Here is an 18,677-nt window from a genome sequence, read left to right as displayed (position 1 = left end):
TTCCTCCTGTTAAATTGGAGTGTATGTTTATTTGTAGCCTTCAAAAATATCTGAAAGACATTTTGACACAAATTCAAGCATAGTAGTAGCTTTAGGATAGACCATTCTTGTAGGTCCTAAGATACCTACTGTGCCTATCACCTTGCCATCCATTTTATATGTTGCGGTTATAATACTACAATTGTGAATTCCTTGATACTTATTCTCTCCACCAATTGATATAGTTAATCCTGATCCACTCCTAGTTTCTTCTAGTACTTGTCGTAGAACTGTTTGTTCTTCCATTAATGTTAATATGCTACGTAGTGTTTCTACATCCTTGAATTCAGGTTGCTTAAGAATATTAAGCATACCTCCAATGTGTACCTTAGATTTATCTGATACTTTCAATTTATCATCCATAAAATTAAGTACTTGGGAAACAAGTTTCTTATAATCTGCTAGTTCAAAATAAATCTCCTGTAAAACAGTTTTACTTATATCTCTTAGTTTATAGCCTTGTAGTTTATAAGTAAGTATCTCAGAAACTACCCTTAGAGATTCTTGATCAAAATCTGCAGAAAAATTAATTATTCCATTATCCACTACACCCTTATCTGAGATGATCATTAATAAAACCTTGTTACTTTGCATCGGTAACAATTGTATTTGTTGTACTTTTGTCTCTGATACATGAGGTCCTACAGATAGAGCTATATAGTTTGTAAGCTGAGAAAGAGTATCACTTGTTTTCTTAAAAAGATCTTCCATATGCTGAATATTTGCCACTAATTGACCATAAATAAACTGTTCCTCTGGAGGTGTAATATTTATTTTTTTCATTAAAAAATCAACATAAAATCTATAGCCTTTATCAGAAGGAATCCTTCCACTTGAGGTATGTGGCTGCTCTATAAAGCCCATATCCTCTAGATCCGCCATTTCGTTTCTAATAGTCGCAGAACTAACACCCAAGCTATATTTTCGAGCAATGGTACGCGATCCCACAGGTTCGGCTGTAGCTACATAGTCCTGGATGATTGCATGTAGTATATTCTTTTTTCTTTCATCCATTCCCATCATTACCACCTCTCTGTTAGCACTCTCGATTGATGAGTGCTAAACTATACCTAAAAAATACCACCGAATACCTATCCTTGTCAAGACATAGAATGGAACAAAAAACAATCTCCACAAAATCTTTATAATGGAATACAAAAATACAGGAGTCAGAAGTAGTTAATACTCAAGTACTCAGAATACAGAAGCCAGAATAATATCCCAAGAGTTTTTTAAACGAATTCCATAAACACTAAGTTTGCAAGGGGAATTCCCTTATGTGTTAACTTTATAGTATCCTCATTAACATCCAATAATTCCATTTCACTTAACTTTTTAATTTCATTATAGTATTTATCAATTGGTGATATTCCAAACCTCTTTTTAAAATCCACTATCTTAATTCCTGATAAAAGCCGGAGGTTCATAAACATGGTTTCAGAGATCTGTTCTTCTTGAGCGAGCTCTAGTAGCTCCCCAATAGGTCTAAGTCCTTGTGACAGGCAATCTAAATATTGCCCTGTATTTTTTATATTGTAAAATCTTTGATTATTATAAAAGGAAGCAGCACCACTACCTATTCCTAGATAATAATTATTATGCCAATAAACAGTATTATGCTTACTTGCTTTCTTTGGTTTACAATAATTAGAAATTTCATATTGAAAATATCCATTGTCTCCAAGTATAGCTTGGAGAGTTTCATACATTTCCAGTACACTATCTTCTTCTGGCAGAGCAAGTAGGTTATTATAGTAGTCACTACTCCATGGAGTGTTATCTTCAATCTTCAATCCATAAGCAGATATATGGTCTGGTCCTAAATCTATTACCTTTTTAAGTGTATCCATCCAAATAGCATTTGATTGGTTTGGTAGCCCATAGATTAAGTCTACATTTATATTACTCCAACCTGTTTCTCTGGCTAGGGTAACTGCTGCTACAGCTTCTTCTGCATTATGAGCTCTTCCCATATGTTTAAGTAGATTATCATCAAGAGACTGTACCCCAATTGAAATCCTATTAAAACCCACATTATTTAAAGCAAGCAGTTTTTCCTGGGTAATAGTACCAGGGTTGGCTTCTATGGTAATCTCATCAACATTGGAGAAGTCCACAATTTCCTTTAAGCACTTCATGAAGTTAAGTAGCTGTCCTGTGTCAAGAATTGTGGGAGTGCCACCACCCATATAGATGGTTTCTATTCCACCCAAAGGAATTTCTTTGGATAGCATAAGCAATTCTTTTTTTAAAGCCCCTAAATATTCATCTACCCGTCCTTTAAAGACGGGTAGTGGGTAAGAATTAAAGTCACAGTACTTACACTTTGCTAGACAAAATGGTATATGGATATATAAAGCTTTAATCATCATCTAAGCTTAACACCGCCATAAAAGCTTCCTGGGGAATTTCAACATTGCCTACTGACTTCATACGCTTTTTCCCCGCTTTTTGTTTTTCAAGAAGCTTCTTTTTTCTTGTAATATCCCCACCATAGCACTTATCAATAACATTTTTTCTTAAAGCTTTTACATTCGTCCTGGCCACAACTTTAGCACCAATGGCAGCTTGAATCGGCACTTCAAACATCTGCCTTGGAATTAATTCCTTTAGCTTTCTCGCTATATTTTGGCCTCTATTAAAGGATTTATCTCTATGAACTATGAAGGAAAGAGCGTCCACAATCACTTCATTAACTAGTACATCCATTTTTACTAAATCTGTTTGAATATATGAATGCATTTCATAATCTAGAGAAGCATATCCCCTAGTCCTTGATTTAAGCTGATCAAAAAAGTCATAGATAATCTCTGATAATGGGAGATGATAGGTAAGCATAACCCTCTTAGGCGATAGATACTCCATGACCTGATATTCCCCACGTTTTTCCTGACACAGTTCCATGACCGCCCCAACATAATCATTAGGAACCAGTATAGTAGCTTTAACAAAAGGCTCCCTAATTTCTTCAATATCATTAAGCGGAGGAAGGTTAGCAGGATTATCTATAGTAATCATCGTTTTGTTTGTTTTATGGACTTCATAAATAACGCTAGGTGCTGTTGTAATAAGGCTGATATTGAACTCTCTTTCAAGCCTTTCTTGAATAATCTCCATGTGGAGCAATCCTAGAAACCCACATCTAAATCCAAATCCCAAGGCAACGGAAGTCTCTGGCTCAAATTTTAAAGAAGCATCATTAAGTTGAAGTTTATCTAAAGCATCCTTCAGATTTTCATAATCAGCACTATCAACAGGGTACAAACCACAATACACCATACTTGTAACCTTTCTATAGCCTGGAAGAGGACTCTGAGCTGGTTTAATTGCACTTGTAATAGTATCCCCTACCTGAGTATCCTTAACATTTTTAATGCTTGCAGTCACAAATCCAACCTCACCTGGACCTAACTGATCAACTATCCTCATAGGAGGTGTAAACACACCAACTTCAGTTACTTCAAACTTTTTATTACTATACATCATTTTTATTTCCATGCCTTTTTTTATTGACCCTTCCATGACCCTTATAAAGGGAATTGCACCTTTATATGAATCATAAAGAGAATCAAAGATTAATGCTTGTAGAGGATTATCCAGATTACCCTTAGGTGGTGGAATCTTCCTAACAATTGCTTCTAAGATTTCTTCAGTTCCCTGACCTGTTTTTGCAGACGCTAATATGGCATCTGTAGTGTCAAGGCCAATAAACTCTTCAATCTCTTCCATAACCCTTTCAGGTTCTGCACTTGGCAAATCAATTTTATTTATTACAGGAATAATTTCTAGATCATGTTCTAGTGCTAAATACACATTTGCCAGAGTCTGTGCTTCTATTCCTTGAGCTGAGTCAACTACAAGTAATGCCCCCTCACAGGCAGCAAGACTTCTAGAAACCTCATAGGTGAAATCAACATGCCCTGGTGTATCTATAAGATTAAGTAAATAATCATTACCGTCTTTAGCTTTGTAGACCATTTTAACAGCCTGCAGCTTTATTGTAATACCTCTTTCTCTTTCTAAATCCATCTTATCTAGAAGCTGCTCAGACATATCTCTTTCACTTACTGCACCTGTAAACTGAAGTATACGGTCTGCAAGGGTAGATTTACCGTGGTCTATATGAGCTATAATACAAAAATTTCTTATTCGTTCCTGTGGTATATCCAAAACTATCACCCCGTTTAAGCTTGTGTAGCAGAAGTCAGTTTTAAAAATGCAAATATAAGAATAAAGTTCATTTAACCGCTAAACCGACTAAAGTATATTATATCATTGACATGTACTTGGTAGCAATGTTTACTTATTATTTTCTCGAGGTTTTGCGGTGTTTTTTCATTATACGAGATGGAATTTTCTTTAACAATATATCTAACACTAACTCCAATTCGTCCATCTTAAAAATGTAGGCTATGATACTATATATACAGGTCCCTAGAAGTACACCTATCATCACTTGTAAGCCCTGCATTGTTTTAGTAGATATATCTACAAAGAATTCAAAATAGTTTACTCCAAAATACACGGAAATACCCATTACAATTGATGCAATTAAGCTTTTTCCGAAGGAATGTACAATTCTCCAACCACCATATCCAGTAATCTTATATTTTAATACTAACATCAGAAGAAATAAATTAAAACCACCTGCCATTGAATAGGCAAGGGCAAGACCTCCGTGACCCATGGGGCCTATTAATCCAAAATTTAGGGCTATATTAATTATTATTGTACAGATTCCTACTGTTACCGGTGTTTTTGTATCTTGTATTGCATAAAATGTTCTATTTAAGATTTGAATGCCTGAATAGGCGAATATACCTAGTGAGTAAAAGAAAACAGCTGCTGCTGTTGCTACGGTTGCTTCGGATGAAAATTTGCCCTGCTCAAATAAAAATCTTACCAATGGAAGCTTTAACGCCATGAGTCCTGCTGCCGATGGAAGTGTGATAAAAAATACTGCACGTAATCCTATGGAAGTAGCCCTTTTAAAGTTTATCATATCCCCTTTGGCTGCATAATTGGTAAGGGTTGGGAAAACAGCAACTCCTATAGCAATTGCAAAAACTGCAATTGGCATTTGCATTAATCTTTGACCTGTTCTTAAGGCTGCAACTAAACCACCTTCTAAGCTAGATGCTAGAAATTGATTTACAAAAAGATTTATTTGATTTACAGAAAGCCCAATAAATACAGGCAGTATTAAGATAATAATTTTTTGAACTCCTGGATTTCTTAAGTTAAAGCTAAAATGATATTTAAAACCCTTTTTTAGAATGAATGGCACTTGAACAGCAAAGTTCAACATGGCACCAACTACCACACCAATTGAAAATCCCACTATGCCATACTTTAATGACAAGACCCAACCAACTAAAATAATAGATAAATTGTATAGCACAGAGCCTATTGCTGGTGCCAAAAAATACTGATATGAATTTAGAATCCCAATAGAAATTCCACTAAGTACCATAAAAAATGTCTGGGCAAACATAATTCTAGTAAGCATAACTGTGAGTTCAGTTGTTTCTTTATCAAAACCTGGAACAAGGATTTTTATCAGAAAAGGAGTATATATTAATCCTAAGGTAACCCCTACAATTAATAAAAGCATTATTGAATTAAAAAGAATACTTGCTACTTGCCATGCTTCTTGTTCTTTATCCTCGGCCAAATAGCTTGAAAAGACCGGTATGAATGCTGCGCTTAAAGCTCCACCCACTAAGATCATATATAAGAAATCTGGTATTGAAAAAGCAGCATTGTAAGCATCAGTAACTCTGTTTTGCCCAAACTGGGCATAAATTACTACATCTCGCAAATAACCTAAAATCCTGGAAATCATCATTGAGATCATGATGATTCCTGCGGCCTTTGCAACTCTATTTCCCTGTGTCATAAAATACCTCTCTATTATTAAACAAAAACTACATTCTTTTCTAATTCTTCCACGATAAGAGGTTTTGTAGTCTTTCTCGGGAAACCTCAGCAATATATGTAAGATCTATTATCTTAATATCATCTAAAAAATACATTTCTATATTTCCCCCTGTATAAACTACTTCAAAAGCTAATCTCTTATCAATGTCTAATGCTTGATATAATTCAAATGAGACCTTATTTATACCAGCAAATAGTAAAAACAAAGATAAAAATATCACCAATAAAAAATGTCTGGTCTTAATAATCATTAAAACACCTACTCAATAAGTTCTATTAATACTACAATTGCCTTTTACTCAAAAAAAAATACCGGTATGACCGGTTGTTAAAAAGTATTTTCTTGTCTTAAATCGATCAAAACATCTTTTATGACATCTGCTAAGGCTTCTGCAGACATTAATGCCTCTTTTAAAGTATTCTGAGTACAGCCAACTTCCACTAATATTGATCTTTCATGTAAATGCTGATTATATCTTCCACTTTGTACTCTTACAGATTTTAAAAGACCCGGATATAATTTATCCATTTTATATCCTATCATTTTAGAAAACTGCCAATTTTGCTGCCAATTAGGGTGGGATAAACGATTATCGCTGCCAACTACTAATAGTAACTTTGCCATATTTTGACCAGTTGTTGTTGCAATAACTCCTTTTTCAGGTAAACCAGCATCACGATGAATATCCAGTACAATTTGAACTGAAGGATTTTCTCTTAATAGAGCTTTTACTGTCTTTTCAGAGTTAACATAGGAGCTTTCCCAATTTGGATAGTCATGAATATTTGTGGATCGTACTGAATTTATACCATGCTTTTCTAAAAGAATCTTCTCTAAATGTGCTGCCACCTTTTCTATTCCAGCATTTTTTCCTTCAATTTTATCCACACCATCTGTAGGTTTATAGGTTTCGGAATTATGTGTATTATATATCAGAACTAAAGGTTTATCGCCACTTGCTAAGCTTTCTTCTCCAGGATTGCTTAGATAAGCTTCTCGACTTCTTCTTTCTAATTCTTCAAAAAACTGTTTCTCTTCTTCAGTTATGACAGGCGATTCACTAATGATAGCATCTTCATCCTCCATTTCAGAAGTCTTCATAAAGGCTATTTCTGAACCTAGAAAGCTTTTAGGATTGGTAATACTAGTAATACTAGATACCACCTTTTGGACTAATTTATCTCCTGAACCATAAATATTTTGGGAATATCCAGTTTGGAGTCCAAGCAGGGGTATTGCCAAATTTAAAATGCCTCTGTGTGAATCTGTGAAAACACCCATAATGTTAATGGAGTTTGAAAAATATGCAACGTCTTCACTTTGTTTAGTGCTACCATTACCAAGGCCAATAACTACTCCTAGCACAAAGAAGCCTATTACTAAAAAAGTAGCAATTATCCATGATAGATAATGTGTTTTTCTCCTATTATAATTTCTCATAAAATCCCCCCACCTACAGCAAAATAAATCTTATAAACAGATACACAAATGACTGACTATAAATGCTTATGCTTCTATCTTCAAAAATATTACCACTAAAAACTGAATTGGATAAAAAAAAGATCCATGGAAAGCTCCATGGATCTGGGCAGGTTACAAATTACTAGCGTAATTCTGTAGGAACAAAAGCATCTATTATTCCAATAACAAACGCTGCTAACAATGCACCAATTAGTGTAACATCTAGATAAGCAGGTATAATAAAACTTGCTAAATAAATAACAATAGCAGCCGTTAGAAATCCAACAATGCCTCTGTTTTGGGGAGATATTTTCTTTCCGCCTATAAAGTTTTCTACTAAATAGCCTAAAGCTGCTATTACAAGTGCTGCAATTATCGCACCTACGAAGCCTGCAACTTGTATTCCTGGCAACAACCAACTTACTAACATAAGTACTAGAGCTGATACAATAAATCTAATAACAAAACCAATCATTACTTCACCTCCTCTTCATGAATTTATAATTATTCATTCCCGTAAATAAGTGTTTTTATACTTTAGAGGTGATTTAGTATTTGCTTATCAATGATAATACCATTCTTAATAATAACTGCATTTTTTATTGTATCGTTGCTTTCAATATTGTCCTCTATAATATCATCAATATATTTAACAAGTACATTGCCAAATACTCTTGATGCTGTATGAAATATTATAGCTGGCGTATGATCAACCACATAATGTAAGATACCTCCAGAAATATATACTGGATCTTCAATGGTTGTCGGGACACTAGTTTCAACAAAACCAGCCTTATCACAGCTAATGTCAATAATTATTGAACTTTTTTTCATTCGTTTTAGATCCTCACGATAAATCACGTGCTCTTGCCCATTGGTGTTCCATAAAACACCATTTACAATAACATCATAATCAGCAATTTCTTTCCTTAATAAACTTTCCATTTTCCTATCATAAACTACTATATCAGCACCTAATGAAGATAGTATCCTATATGCTCCACGTGCAATATTTCCCCTTCCTATTATTGCAACTTTACATTCATAAGGCATTTTGCCATATATTGTGAACGCATGCATGATAGCGGCTTCTCCTGCAAGTTCATTGTTTCTCCAAAAAACGTTTCTTCCACTATCAGCCATTTCCTCCCATGCAATTGCGGTTAAAGATTTTTCTACTATTATATCTGTGATATTTCTATTGTGGACTGCATGTACATAACCAAAGATAGCTTGATTTTCTCTTAACTCTAGAAGATAGTCTGCATCTCCTATCTTGGGATCGCAAATTATATCTTTTGTTATGACCTCCTCTTTTGATGATACATTAGCACCTTGCTTAATATATTCAGCATCTGTATATCCTAATGCTTTACCATAACCTCTTTCAAAAAACAGATAGTTCTTGTTTTTAATTCCACTTATTTGTTCTGGCAGCAAAGCTCTTCGTTTTTCATTTTCTTTGGTACTCATTAAGAATCCCATAGATTTCATTATTTCCCTCTTCTTGTTTATGAATTTTTTAAAACCCAATCTTTCATTAACTCTTCCATCATAAGCTCTTGAATCCAAAAACGACCTGGCTCAAATGTGAATTTGTCATCTTGCTCAAGATATCGTCCAGCTACACCGTTTACAACTAGTTGTTCACATGATTCCATAGTAATGAAAATTGATGCCTCTATAATAAAATACTTATCATCATGCGTGGCCTGTAAAAAATCAACTGCTAATAAATATGACTTTGGTAAGCAATCACGAACTTTTTTAGCTAATAGCAACACCTCTAATGGTATATCCTTTTTCGCAACTATCCCAGAACCGGAGGCTCTATAATCACCCTTTTTAGGAAACCTGTAATAACCGAAGTATGAATTGCCTATCATAATGACTCGAAGATCAAAACCTTTATTCAGTACAAATTTCTGAAAATATACATAATTTTTCTGTTTAACATATGAATTATTAAGTTTCAGTCCACCATCAAATACTTTTTCCATTAGTGTTCTTGCTTGCTTCTTATTTTCTATCAAATGAACACCTTTTGACCTGGAGCAGGTTTTATCTTTTGATATAAAAGGATATTGGCAAGTTTCAATATGCTTTTTTGTCTCCTCTTTTGAATAGGATACAAAGGTATTAATAACAGGAAGATGGTTTAACTCAAACAACCATTGTGCTCTAATTTTATCTTCATCCATCCACAGGGCTTGTCTCGGTGGTAAAATCAATTTTCCAAGGCTGTCTTGGATAAACTCAACTTTATCAGCTGCCTCCCACTGGTCAACATAATTTGATAAAGTCCTCCAAACAATGATGTCCAAATTCTTACACTCAGATATAAAATTTGATGCTTTTATATCAAGTTCTTTATAATGGATCTTGTTAGTATTAAGAAACCGTTCAAATTTTGGCCAATATGCGTCATTCCCTCGTTCTGATTTAACCAGACCAACAAATGGTTTAGGAACAGATACTGGCCATTCAAAATATAATAATGGTGCACTTTCTAAACGTTCATTTTCTGGTATAACTCTTGTACTATCTCTATATTCAGGAATTCTCAGCATTCTCATTTCTTGAATATCCTTTCTGTTTGCAATCTCTTGTATGTTATTATTTACTAATAGATAGTTTCACCACAATAATTACAAAAAAGACTAGCATTGGTAGTCTTTCATCATAATTGCAGTATGATTTTTTGTAGGGCTACCTGGGTCATCATTTAGATCCATCAAATGATCTGCTGGCGTTATACTCAATCCTTGCCTTAATACTAAAATCATTTGTTTTAGATTTCGTCAAGAACTACCATATATTTTTATTATAACGGTTATTTTCATAAAAAGATATGATTTTCTTTTATTTCCATTGAAATTCTCACTTTCTCTTGAAATATTAAATCATTTTATTCTTTGGCACAATTGTTCTACACAATTCTTTTAGACTATTTTGTTTTCTTGCATTTTGTTTATATACATGATAAAATATTCCGTGTTATAGTATAAATTATTTAAGCAATATGGATCGGCTAATAAGGAGGTGTACATAGTGCCTAATATTAAATCAGCGAAAAAGAGACTTGGTATTTCTTCTCGTCAAAATTTAAGAAATACTGCTGCTAAATCTGCAATCAAAACTTCAGTTAAAAGATTTGAGAATGCTTTAGCAAATGGTGAAAATGAACAAGCCCAAACTGCATACAAAAGTACAGTAAAAACACTAGATAAGGCAGTTTCTAAAGGGTTTTTGCATAAAAATACTGCTGCAAGAAAGAAATCCAGACTTAGTAAAAATTTAAAGGATATGATGAGCTAAAAGACCTCAATGAGGTCTTTATTATTTTTGTATAATAATTTCTATTTGGGATAAAATAATCATATGTTTTATGAAAGGAGGTTAATTTACACTTGGCAGCTAAAAAAGTTGAAAACAAAAAGGCAAAAAAACGTGAAAAGCAATATCCCAATCAAGATAATTATGAAGTAGCCAAGGAAATGCAACCTCAACAAAAGTAAATTCAGATAAAACAAGAGACCTACTAATTTATTATTACAGTAGGTCTCTTGTTGCATATCAGAAATGCCAGCCAAGTTTTTTATTTTATTAATTAGCTAGTTCAATTAAAGTCAGTTCTAGCATTCTTCTATTATCAGAAGATGTAGTCTTAATTTTTAAGTCATTTTCATATAGAATATTCAAAGTGTCAATCAGTTTTCTTTGATTATAGTGTTTTGATTGACTGCTTAGCTTAGAAACCACAAAGAAGCGAACACCTAGTTTTTGACTTAATTGCTTTTCCGAATAACCCTTTTTCTTATATACCAAATAATGTAACAAAAGCCTATAATGCCTTGCAAGCATATTGTTTATTAGAATTGGCGCTTCCCCAAGTTCGAGTAGATCGTTTAATTCTTTAAGTGCCTTATTAAGATCCTTTTCTGCAAGATGATCTATCATTTGAAATATACCTGTATCTATTGTTTTTGCAAGGACTTCTCGAACTTCTTCATAATATATCGCCTGCTTATTGCCCACATAAGAACAAATTTTCTTTATCTCATTTGTGAGAAAGTATAAGTCTCCCTTTGCAACTGATGCTAATATATTTACTAAAGCATTATCAGGGTTCTTTTCGTAAGTTGAAAACTCTCTATTTATCCAGTTTATGATGCTGACACCTTTAGGAGTTTCACAATTTAAAACTTTCCCTTTCTCAGAGAGTTTTTTATATAGCTTGCCTCTTTTATCAACATCACTCCTTGCTAAAAATATTAAGCATGTTGTGGGGTTTGGATTAGTTAGATATTCAGTAACATATTTGTAATCATTGTCTGAAAAAGAACCAGGCTTAAATACACTTTCATCCTTAACCACAATTAGTCTCCATTTAGAAAAAAAAGGCAGAGAATTTGCAACATCAATAATAGCCTTTAATGTGTCAACGTGGTCATATTTTTGAAAATTAAATTCGCCATTCTCCCCCTGTAGCAAAGCTTCTTTAAAGTTTCCAATAAGAATGTCCTTTAAGAAGTCATTGTCTCCTGTCAAGAGATAGATAGGAAAAACATTTCCTTTTTTTACTTCTTTCACGGCACTATTAAGATCTGCCACATGTTATGCCGCCTTTCAATTTATATTTTAAATTGCTATAAGAAAAAATTGCTTATCTTTTTATTATAGTGGTTTTTGGTCTAGCTTACCAGTATCTAAAAGGTTCTATTAAGAAATAATAGCTGTGAGGTGAATTTTATATGGTTACTGGTGGAGTTAACACTGTTGGAATAGACTTGGGATCAGCCAATACTCTTATATACGTACATAATAAGGGAATAGTTCTACGTGAGCCATCAGTAGTTTCAATTGATACTAATAATGGTTCTTTAGTAGCAATAGGTACTGAAGCTAAAGCAATGGTTGGGAAAACCCCCGGAAATATCAGGGTAATTCGGCCTCTTCGTAATGGTGTAATAGCTGACTTTGATATAACACGTACCATGATAAAACATTTTCTGAGGTCTGTATTAAACAAATTTTCCATTAGAAGTCCTTGGGTAATTATTAGTATACCCTATGGCATCACAGACATTGAAAAAAGGGCTGTAATTGAAGCTGCTCAGCAGTCAGGTGCGAAAAAAACCTTACTGATTGAAGAACCTCTAGCAGCGGCCATTGGCGCTGGGTTATCCGTAGAAGAACCTTCAGGGCATATGATTGTCAACATTGGTGCTGGGACTAGTGAAATTGCTGTCATTTCTCTTGGTGGGATAGTAACAGCCGTATCCCTTAAGGTGGCAGGGGATGCCCTTGACATGGCAATTTATAACCATTTAAAGAAAATCTATCGGATTGAAATAGGCTTAATAACAGCAGAAAACTTTAAAATTAAATATGCTGATGCCTTTAACGCGCCAGATGATATAGCGTATATACGTGGTATTAATATGAAAACAGGCTTACCTATTGCAAAAGAAATATCTATAGTAGAAATCAATAAAGTAATACAAGATACCTTAAAGGATTTAATATTAGCGATTCGTCAAGTCTTTGAAAGCACTCCTCCCCAGCTGGCATCCGATATAATTGAAAAAGGAATTGTCTTGACAGGGGGTAGTGCGAATTTAAAAAGTCTTGATCAATATATAGCTTCCAAGGTTGAGCTATCTGTAACAGTTCCACCTGATCCGGAGGATTGTGTAGTCCTCGGGACAGGCCAGATAACCAAAAATACAAAAGCTCTTACACGAATATCTCTTATGGGGCATCAAAACTTTCCTTGAAATCCAGAGCCTGCCTATTGATAATAGACAGGCTCAACTATTGAATAACCACCTTGGCTAGATAAACTCTTGATACTCAATGACCTTTTGCACGATTTCCAGATTTATCTTTCGGTAATCATGAATAGCAATGTTGCGAAATCCTACCATACCTTTCAGTCTTTCTGCAAGCAGTTCATCTATAACCTTATTTTCACTCAAGAAATCAAATGCATCCCTAGTACTCTGGGGAATGCCAAATCCGCAGCATAACGGCCTCCACGGCAAGGGCATGCCATATCAATTAACAAGCAAATCCTCTAAACCCCCCATTAATATACAAAAATAACAAGAAACTACAAAACCTGAAATCATTATCAAATTACAAGTTAAGTAATAAAGGAACTTTATGGAAAACTATTTCATAACATAATGTAAACGGTCGCCAGACGCTTATATAACAGATTATATGGTGGTGGAAAGAATGCTTTTAAGTGAGTTGGTAAAGGTCATTAAACCTTTACCAATTGATGGCAGACAGGACTTGGAAATCCTAAACATTGCAAACAACTCTAAAAATGTAAAACGAGATTGTTTATTTTTTTGCATATCCGGTTACAAGCGAGATGGACATTTATATGTTAATGACGCTGTGAAACGGGGAGCAGTAGCTGTGGTATCAGAGAAAAGACTCAATATCCCCATTGTTCAGCTAATTGTAGAAAACTCTCGATTAGCTCAAGCTATAGGTATCCAGCATTTTTATAATTATCCGACATCTAAGTTTAAACTTGTTGGTATTACAGGTACTAATGGAAAAACAACTGTGGCATTTTTGACTGAAGCAATCTTACAAATGGCTGGGTATCTGACTGGGCTAATTGGAACAGTTAATTACAAGATAGGTGAGAAAGTTTGGCCTGCAGGACTTACTACCCCTGATACCATAGAATTAGGAAAAATGTTTCAGCAATTGGTCGAAAAGAAAGTACAGGCAACGGTCATGGAGGTCTCTTCACATGCTTTAGAACTCCATAGAGTAACAGGTTGTGATTTTGATGTTACAGTCTTTACTAATCTTACCAGAGACCACTTTGATTTTCATGGAACAATGGAGAATTATCTTCAATGTAAGTCAAAACTGTTCGCTAACCAGCGTCGATGGCGTAAAGATCCTTATAAAGACTGTTACGCAGTAGTCAATCTGGATGACCCTCATGGCAGATACATTTCGCAGATTGCTCAAGCTCCTAATATTCTTACTTATGGAATTAATGCTAATGCCGATGTGCGAGTAGTAGGTTACGAACTTAGACTTAACGAAAGTCTCATTAAAATAAAGCTTAACAATCGGAACTACACCTTCTTCTGCCTTTACCCGGACTGCATAACATATATAATGCAATAGCAGCCATAGCTGTAGGACATTGTTTTAACATTGACATAAAAGTCATTCAAGAAGCTTTAAGCAGCTTTAAAGGAATACCAGGTAGATGTGAATTTATCAAGTGTGGACAACAATTCGTGATTATGGTTGATTTTGCTCACAATCCTGATGGATTACTTCAAATTTTATCTACCATTCCATATCCTAATTCTGGGGCTAAGAAAATACTGGTCTTTGGATGCGAAGGAGGTAAAGATCAGGGAAAACGCAAGCTGATGGGTGAAATTGCAGCCATACATTCAGATTACTGCATAATCTCTACTGATAACGTATACCGTGAGGACCCTTTGGAAATAGCAAAGGAAGTTGAAGAAGGCGTGCTCGGGGGTGGTATGGACATATCCCAGTATCAAATAATACTGGATCGTCATGGAGCCATTCAAACTGCCTTAAAACTTGCAGATCCAGGCGATGTTGTCATTATAGCGGGTAAGGGTCATGAAACTTCCCAAATACTACACGATAAGGTTATTCCCTTTAACGATTGTGAAGTAGTTAAAAAGTTGTTACACACACTTTAATTCACATATGTATATAATGTTAATAGTTAACTTTGTCTTTATTACAGCTATATGCAGTCGGGGGGATGCGATTAATGCTTGTTAAGAGGATATGGAAGCACATCCCGAGCTTCCTCAAACAGCCCATATATATATTAAAAGGTTATTTAGAGCGAGGAAAAGTAATTTATAGAGCTATAACACCATATAATTTAATAGAAGTTATTGATAAAAACGGTATACGCTATCTGGTGTTCAAAGACCCCAATCAGCCTATGTACAGGCAAAGACCAGAAGTCACCTATCAAAGCTATATGGTGATCAACGACCCATTAAATACAAATGCGACTTATGCAGATTATTTCCAACTAGCTTTGATATTTAATCCCCAGATAATTACAGTCCTAATGGTTGGTCTTGGTGGAGGTATAGTTCCCAAACGTTTCTTGAATGATTATCCAGAAATGCGGTTTATTTCAATTGAAGTCGATTCTGAAGTGGTAAAGGTTGCTCATCAGTATTTCCACTTAAAACAAAGTTCTCGCCATAGAATATTAGTAGGTGATGGCCGTAAATACATTCAAAGGACTAAAGAAACTTTTGATTTAATATTATTAGATGCTTTTTTTGCAACTACTGTACCCTACCATCTTTTTACTATTGAATTCTATCAGGAGGTAAATGGATGCTTAAACCCAAACGGTCTGCTAGGAATTAATATCTATGGAGCATTAACTGGATCTAACAGCTATCTTTTTAGGTCGCTGTATCAAACTTTAGCATTTGTATTTCCCAGGCTATATCTTTTTGCTGCAAAAAAAAGCACTCCAGAAGTAATGCAAAACATTTTCATCTTTGCCTTGCAAAAAGACATGGATATGACTCCTGAAGACATATTTAAACGTGCGCAGATACTTAGTCAGACCAAAGTATCTATACCAGGCTATGTAGAAAAAGCCCAAAAGCTCTACCAAGAACCGATAGATGTAACAGACGTTCCAATTTTAAGTGACCAAAACTCTCCTGTAAACGGTGAATTAAACCTTTACTCGAAGGTAGTCATGTGAGGAGGAACAAAAATTGTACAACGTTCAGCAGATATCTCTTTGGAAAAAAAAACAATTTAATGACTTTTTGAAGTCGTGCAGCGCCGGGAATATTTTTCAAACCTATGAATGGGGTGAACTTAAGAAGAGTTCCGGCTGGCATCCCATACGTTTAATAGTTGAGAAAAATGGACAAATTTTCTGTGCTGTTACCCTCCTCAAGCGTAAAAACGCCGGCATGACCATGCTGTATTCTCCCCGGGGTCCTGTACTTGATTACGATAATCAGGCTGAAATTATTTCACACTGCTGCAGGGGAGTGACCGACCTGTCCCACAAAGAAAAAGCTGTCTTTTGGCGAATTGACCCAGAACTTATTGGTACAAAATACGCTGAGCTGCTGACTAATGCTGGCTTCAGCTTGGTACCTGTCAATAATCCATTTGGGGGCATACAACCTAAGTGGGTCTGGCGTATAACCTTATCCGATACCCCAGATCACCAATGGAAGCTCTTAAAACAAAGTGGAAGAAAATGGATAAATAAAGCTTTGAAAAACAAAGTTGAGATAAAAGAGGGCACCGCCAAGGATATACCTATACTTTACAGGCTGTTAAAAGAAACCTCTAACCGCAGTAATTTTCTGCTTAGAAGCTCAAGTTATTATCATGACCTTTGGACTAAGTTAGCTCCTCTCTCCCCAAAAATGGTTTTAGCCTTCCATGAAGGTCAGCCCGTTTCTGCAATTCTAGTTGTGGGTTTTGGCCAAGGAGTATGGGGAATCTGCACAGGAAATTCTGCTTCAAGCAGGGGTTTAGGGGCCTCTTATCTGCTGAACTGGGAGGTAATTACTTGGGCCATCCATAACGGCTATAAGTTTTATGACATGGGAGGAATAGCTCCGGAAGCTGATGAGCATCATCCTCTTGGTGGTCTAAAGATATTCAAAAGTCATCTTGGTGGATCAGCAGTAGAGTTTGTTGGAGAATATGACCTGGTCTTTAAATCGCCGGCTTATAGATTATGGAACATAGGCCAAAAGTCTTTTAATACCATCAAAAAATTTAAGAAACTCATTAGATAAGCATCCTTTGGTAGTATCCATATATAGTATGCTTTTTTAAGGGGACTCGTCTAGTTTATCTGGAGGAAAAATATAGACGTCAAATATTTTGCTATCTGGGCCCCAGAGAGGTATTTTCCGGGGCTTACTCTCGACCACACATTAGCGCTCATAAACGCCCTATATTATACCACCCCCGCAATCTAACAGATGAACAAGTTCTTGCAGTAGCTGCCACAGGAGGTGTGGTCCATATTCTATTTCATGGCCTTTTTCTAGCTGATGAGGTGAATAATGTAAAAGCTGGAACTATAGTAGACCATATAGATTACGTGGTGAATCTTGCAGGTATTGATCATGTGGGGCTGGGATCTGATTTTGACGGCAGGGGGATCATGCCCATTGATTTGAATAATGCTTCAAAGTTTCCTAAAATTACTCAGGAGTTTAAAACACCGGGGGTATTCTAAGGAGGAAATTGAAAAAATTTTGGGAGCCAATACTCTACCTTAGATGGCAAATCAGTAACTGCAGTGTCCCACAATTCATCCAGATCTACCCCAAAATACTCGTGAATTAAAACATCTCTCATCCCAGCCATAAGCTTCCAGGGAATATCAGGATAATTGTTTTTTACATCGGAAGAAATATTTTTGGTAGCTTCTCCTATGATTTCAAATCTTCTTATAACAGCATCTTGGCTTTTGATATCATCTTTAAATTCTTCCTTGGATATACCCTGATATATTTTTTAATTTGCAAGATACTCTCTATTATGTGTTTTAGATAAACAGTATCATCTTTGCTCACAGAATGTCCCTCTTTTTTTTAACACCTTATCCTTTATATAAGGTGATAATGCATTTTCTGTGACTAAATCCACATCAGCATTAAGGACATCTTGTAAATCATATTTCAATTCAATTCGCTTAAATAAAGACTTTTTAGTTTCCGGCAAGTATTCTATTAAAATATAAATATCACTATTATGTTTTTCTTCTCCTCTAGCAAAGGAGCCAAATACAGAAGCTTTTTTAATTCCATGCCGTTTTAAAATTGGTACTGCTTTATTCTTAATAAATTCTAGATTCATCCTAATCCCCTTTCTAAATGGGAGAAATCTAATCTATTAATATATATTATCCACCGAAGGTTAACTAAATATAATTTTTACCTATTGTTTCTAGAGGCTAGTGCGCCAAAATATAGGCATGCTTATAGAATTGATAAAATCAAGGTATTGAGTATACATATTTCATTTCCAGGTCTTATTGCCATCCTATTTAATAACTGTCTCCACTTTATTTATTTTCTTCCCAGTAGAGTAAATGGTGATGGCTCCGTGTAGATCATTTCTGTAAACAGGAATACCCACATCTTCAAAATACTCCAGGACATTCTTCCCAGGATGTCCAAAGGAA

19 protein-coding genes and 1 pseudogene are annotated in these 18,677 nt (G+C 35.1%); 7 read left to right on the top strand and 13 right to left on the bottom strand.

Going from position 1 to position 18,677, the window contains the following annotated elements; translation table 11 throughout:
• Positions 1–27: 27 nt before the first annotated feature.
• From APF76_13705 to APF76_13665, 9 genes are all read right to left on the bottom strand, one after another.
• Positions 28–1,059, bottom strand: coding sequence for a hypothetical protein (locus APF76_13705; GenBank protein ID KUO51421.1), 1,032 nt, complete (start codon positions 1,057–1,059; stop codon positions 28–30).
• A gap of 212 nt (positions 1,060–1,271) precedes the next feature.
• Positions 1,272–2,411, bottom strand: coding sequence for a hypothetical protein (locus APF76_13700; GenBank protein ID KUO51420.1), 1,140 nt, complete (start codon positions 2,409–2,411; stop codon positions 1,272–1,274).
• Entirely contained in the window at positions 2,401–4,209 is a 1,809-nt protein-coding gene (locus APF76_13695) for an elongation factor 4 (protein KUO51419.1), read from the bottom strand. The genes APF76_13700 and APF76_13695 overlap by 11 nt, the downstream gene beginning before the upstream one ends.
• Before the next feature lie 136 nt (positions 4,210–4,345).
• Positions 4,346–5,938, bottom strand: coding sequence for a murein biosynthesis protein MurJ (locus APF76_13690; protein ID KUO51418.1), 1,593 nt, complete (start codon positions 5,936–5,938; stop codon positions 4,346–4,348).
• A gap of 40 nt (positions 5,939–5,978) precedes the next feature.
• Positions 5,979–6,230, bottom strand: coding sequence for a hypothetical protein (locus APF76_13685; protein ID KUO51417.1), 252 nt, complete (start codon positions 6,228–6,230; stop codon positions 5,979–5,981).
• Between the two features lie 77 nt (positions 6,231–6,307).
• Positions 6,308–7,420: a hypothetical protein gene (locus tag APF76_13680; protein ID KUO51416.1), complete on the bottom strand. Its 1,113-nt coding sequence runs from the start codon at positions 7,418–7,420 to the stop codon at positions 6,308–6,310.
• A gap of 163 nt (positions 7,421–7,583) precedes the next feature.
• Positions 7,584–7,916 (bottom strand): hypothetical protein, encoded by a 333-nt coding sequence (locus APF76_13675; GenBank protein KUO51415.1) that lies wholly within the window; start codon positions 7,914–7,916, stop codon positions 7,584–7,586.
• 62 nt (positions 7,917–7,978) lie between these two features.
• The gene (locus APF76_13670) at positions 7,979–8,935 is read right to left on the bottom strand and encodes a N(5)-(carboxyethyl)ornithine synthase (protein ID KUO51479.1); all 957 of its coding nucleotides are present in this window, start codon (positions 8,933–8,935) and stop codon (positions 7,979–7,981) included.
• Positions 8,936–8,952: 17 nt separating this feature from the next.
• Positions 8,953–10,053 carry a hypothetical protein gene (locus APF76_13665; protein KUO51414.1) on the bottom strand — a complete coding sequence of 367 codons (1,101 nt, stop codon included), beginning with the start codon at positions 10,051–10,053 and terminating at the stop codon, positions 8,953–8,955.
• 439 nt (positions 10,054–10,492) lie between these two features.
• On the opposite strand from APF76_13665, the gene APF76_13660 reads away from it, so the two are divergent.
• Positions 10,493–10,759: a 30S ribosomal protein S20 gene (locus APF76_13660; protein ID KUO51413.1), complete on the top strand. Its 267-nt coding sequence runs from the start codon at positions 10,493–10,495 to the stop codon at positions 10,757–10,759.
• A gap of 288 nt (positions 10,760–11,047) precedes the next feature.
• Here the strand turns inward: APF76_13660 and APF76_13655 are convergent, their stop codons facing one another.
• Positions 11,048–12,055, bottom strand: a complete 1,008-nt coding sequence (locus APF76_13655) for a hypothetical protein (protein KUO51412.1) — start codon at positions 12,053–12,055, stop codon at positions 11,048–11,050.
• Positions 12,056–12,195: 140 nt separating this feature from the next.
• Here APF76_13655 and APF76_13650 point away from each other — a divergent pair, with 140 nt between their 5' ends.
• Positions 12,196–13,221 (top strand): rod shape-determining protein MreB, encoded by a 1,026-nt coding sequence (locus APF76_13650; protein KUO51411.1) that lies wholly within the window; start codon positions 12,196–12,198, stop codon positions 13,219–13,221.
• 57 nt (positions 13,222–13,278) lie between these two features.
• Here APF76_13650 and APF76_13645 read toward each other — a convergent pair whose 3' ends face one another.
• The gene (locus APF76_13645) at positions 13,279–13,494 is read right to left on the bottom strand and encodes a hypothetical protein (GenBank protein ID KUO51410.1); all 216 of its coding nucleotides are present in this window, start codon (positions 13,492–13,494) and stop codon (positions 13,279–13,281) included.
• Between the two features lie 190 nt (positions 13,495–13,684).
• Here APF76_13645 and APF76_13640 point away from each other — a divergent pair, with 190 nt between their 5' ends.
• The 5 genes from APF76_13640 (at position 13,685) to APF76_13620 (ending at position 17,726) form a co-directional block, all read left to right on the top strand.
• Positions 13,685–14,608: a hypothetical protein gene (locus APF76_13640; GenBank protein KUO51409.1), complete on the top strand. Its 924-nt coding sequence runs from the start codon at positions 13,685–13,687 to the stop codon at positions 14,606–14,608.
• 116 nt (positions 14,609–14,724) lie between these two features.
• Positions 14,725–15,168 (top strand): hypothetical protein, encoded by a 444-nt coding sequence (locus tag APF76_13635; protein KUO51408.1) that lies wholly within the window; start codon positions 14,725–14,727, stop codon positions 15,166–15,168.
• A 74-nt stretch (positions 15,169–15,242) separates the two neighbouring features.
• Entirely contained in the window at positions 15,243–16,214 is a 972-nt protein-coding gene (locus tag APF76_13630) for a hypothetical protein (protein KUO51407.1), read from the top strand.
• 13 nt (positions 16,215–16,227) lie between these two features.
• Positions 16,228–17,277 carry a hypothetical protein gene (locus tag APF76_13625; protein ID KUO51406.1) on the top strand — a complete coding sequence of 350 codons (1,050 nt, stop codon included), beginning with the start codon at positions 16,228–16,230 and terminating at the stop codon, positions 17,275–17,277.
• A gap of 224 nt (positions 17,278–17,501) precedes the next feature.
• Positions 17,502–17,726 carry a hypothetical protein gene (locus tag APF76_13620; protein ID KUO51405.1) on the top strand — a complete coding sequence of 75 codons (225 nt, stop codon included), beginning with the start codon at positions 17,502–17,504 and terminating at the stop codon, positions 17,724–17,726.
• Here APF76_13620 and APF76_13615 read toward each other — a convergent pair.
• Together APF76_13615 and APF76_13610 are read right to left on the bottom strand one after the other, a co-directional pair.
• Positions 17,723–18,066, bottom strand: a pseudogene (locus tag APF76_13615) (hypothetical protein). The gene APF76_13620 and the pseudogene APF76_13615 overlap by 4 nt on opposite strands.
• A complete protein-coding gene (locus APF76_13610) occupies positions 18,053–18,349 on the bottom strand; it encodes a hypothetical protein (protein ID KUO51404.1) in 297 nt (98 codons plus the stop codon). The pseudogene APF76_13615 and the gene APF76_13610 overlap by 14 nt, the downstream one beginning before the upstream one ends.
• Positions 18,350–18,677 lie beyond the last annotated feature (328 nt).

It is taken from the genome of Desulfitibacter sp. BRH_c19 (genome assembly GCA_001515945.1).
In the GTDB taxonomy this organism is placed as follows: Bacteria; Bacillota; DSM-16504; order Desulfitibacterales; family Desulfitibacteraceae; genus Desulfitibacter.
This window is presented reverse-complemented; position numbering and strand designations above follow the sequence as displayed.

What these genes read in the sequence shown, in the direction of transcription:
- APF76_13680 (KUO51416.1), bottom strand. Translation starts at nt 7,420, where the DNA reads ATGAGAAATTATAATAGGAGAAAAACACATTATCTATCATGGATAATT.
- APF76_13675 (KUO51415.1), bottom strand. Translation starts at nt 7,916, where the DNA reads ATGATTGGTTTTGTTATTAGATTTATTGTATCAGCTCTAGTACTTATG.
- APF76_13705 (KUO51421.1), bottom strand. Translation starts at nt 1,059, where the DNA reads ATGGGAATGGATGAAAGAAAAAAGAATATACTACATGCAATCATCCAG.
- APF76_13645 (KUO51410.1), bottom strand. Translation starts at nt 13,494, where the DNA reads ATGCCCTTGCCGTGGAGGCCGTTATGCTGCGGATTTGGCATTCCCCAG.
- APF76_13640 (KUO51409.1), top strand. Translation starts at nt 13,685, where the DNA reads ATGCTTTTAAGTGAGTTGGTAAAGGTCATTAAACCTTTACCAATTGAT.
- APF76_13700 (KUO51420.1), bottom strand. Translation starts at nt 2,411, where the DNA reads ATGATGATTAAAGCTTTATATATCCATATACCATTTTGTCTAGCAAAG.
- APF76_13670 (KUO51479.1), bottom strand. Translation starts at nt 8,935, where the DNA reads ATGAAATCTATGGGATTCTTAATGAGTACCAAAGAAAATGAAAAACGA.
- APF76_13685 (KUO51417.1), bottom strand. Translation starts at nt 6,230, where the DNA reads ATGATTATTAAGACCAGACATTTTTTATTGGTGATATTTTTATCTTTG.
- APF76_13610 (KUO51404.1), bottom strand. Translation starts at nt 18,349, where the DNA reads ATGAATCTAGAATTTATTAAGAATAAAGCAGTACCAATTTTAAAACGG.
- APF76_13650 (KUO51411.1), top strand. Translation starts at nt 12,196, where the DNA reads ATGGTTACTGGTGGAGTTAACACTGTTGGAATAGACTTGGGATCAGCC.
- APF76_13630 (KUO51407.1), top strand. Translation starts at nt 15,243, where the DNA reads ATGCTTGTTAAGAGGATATGGAAGCACATCCCGAGCTTCCTCAAACAG.
- APF76_13690 (KUO51418.1), bottom strand. Translation starts at nt 5,938, where the DNA reads ATGACACAGGGAAATAGAGTTGCAAAGGCCGCAGGAATCATCATGATC.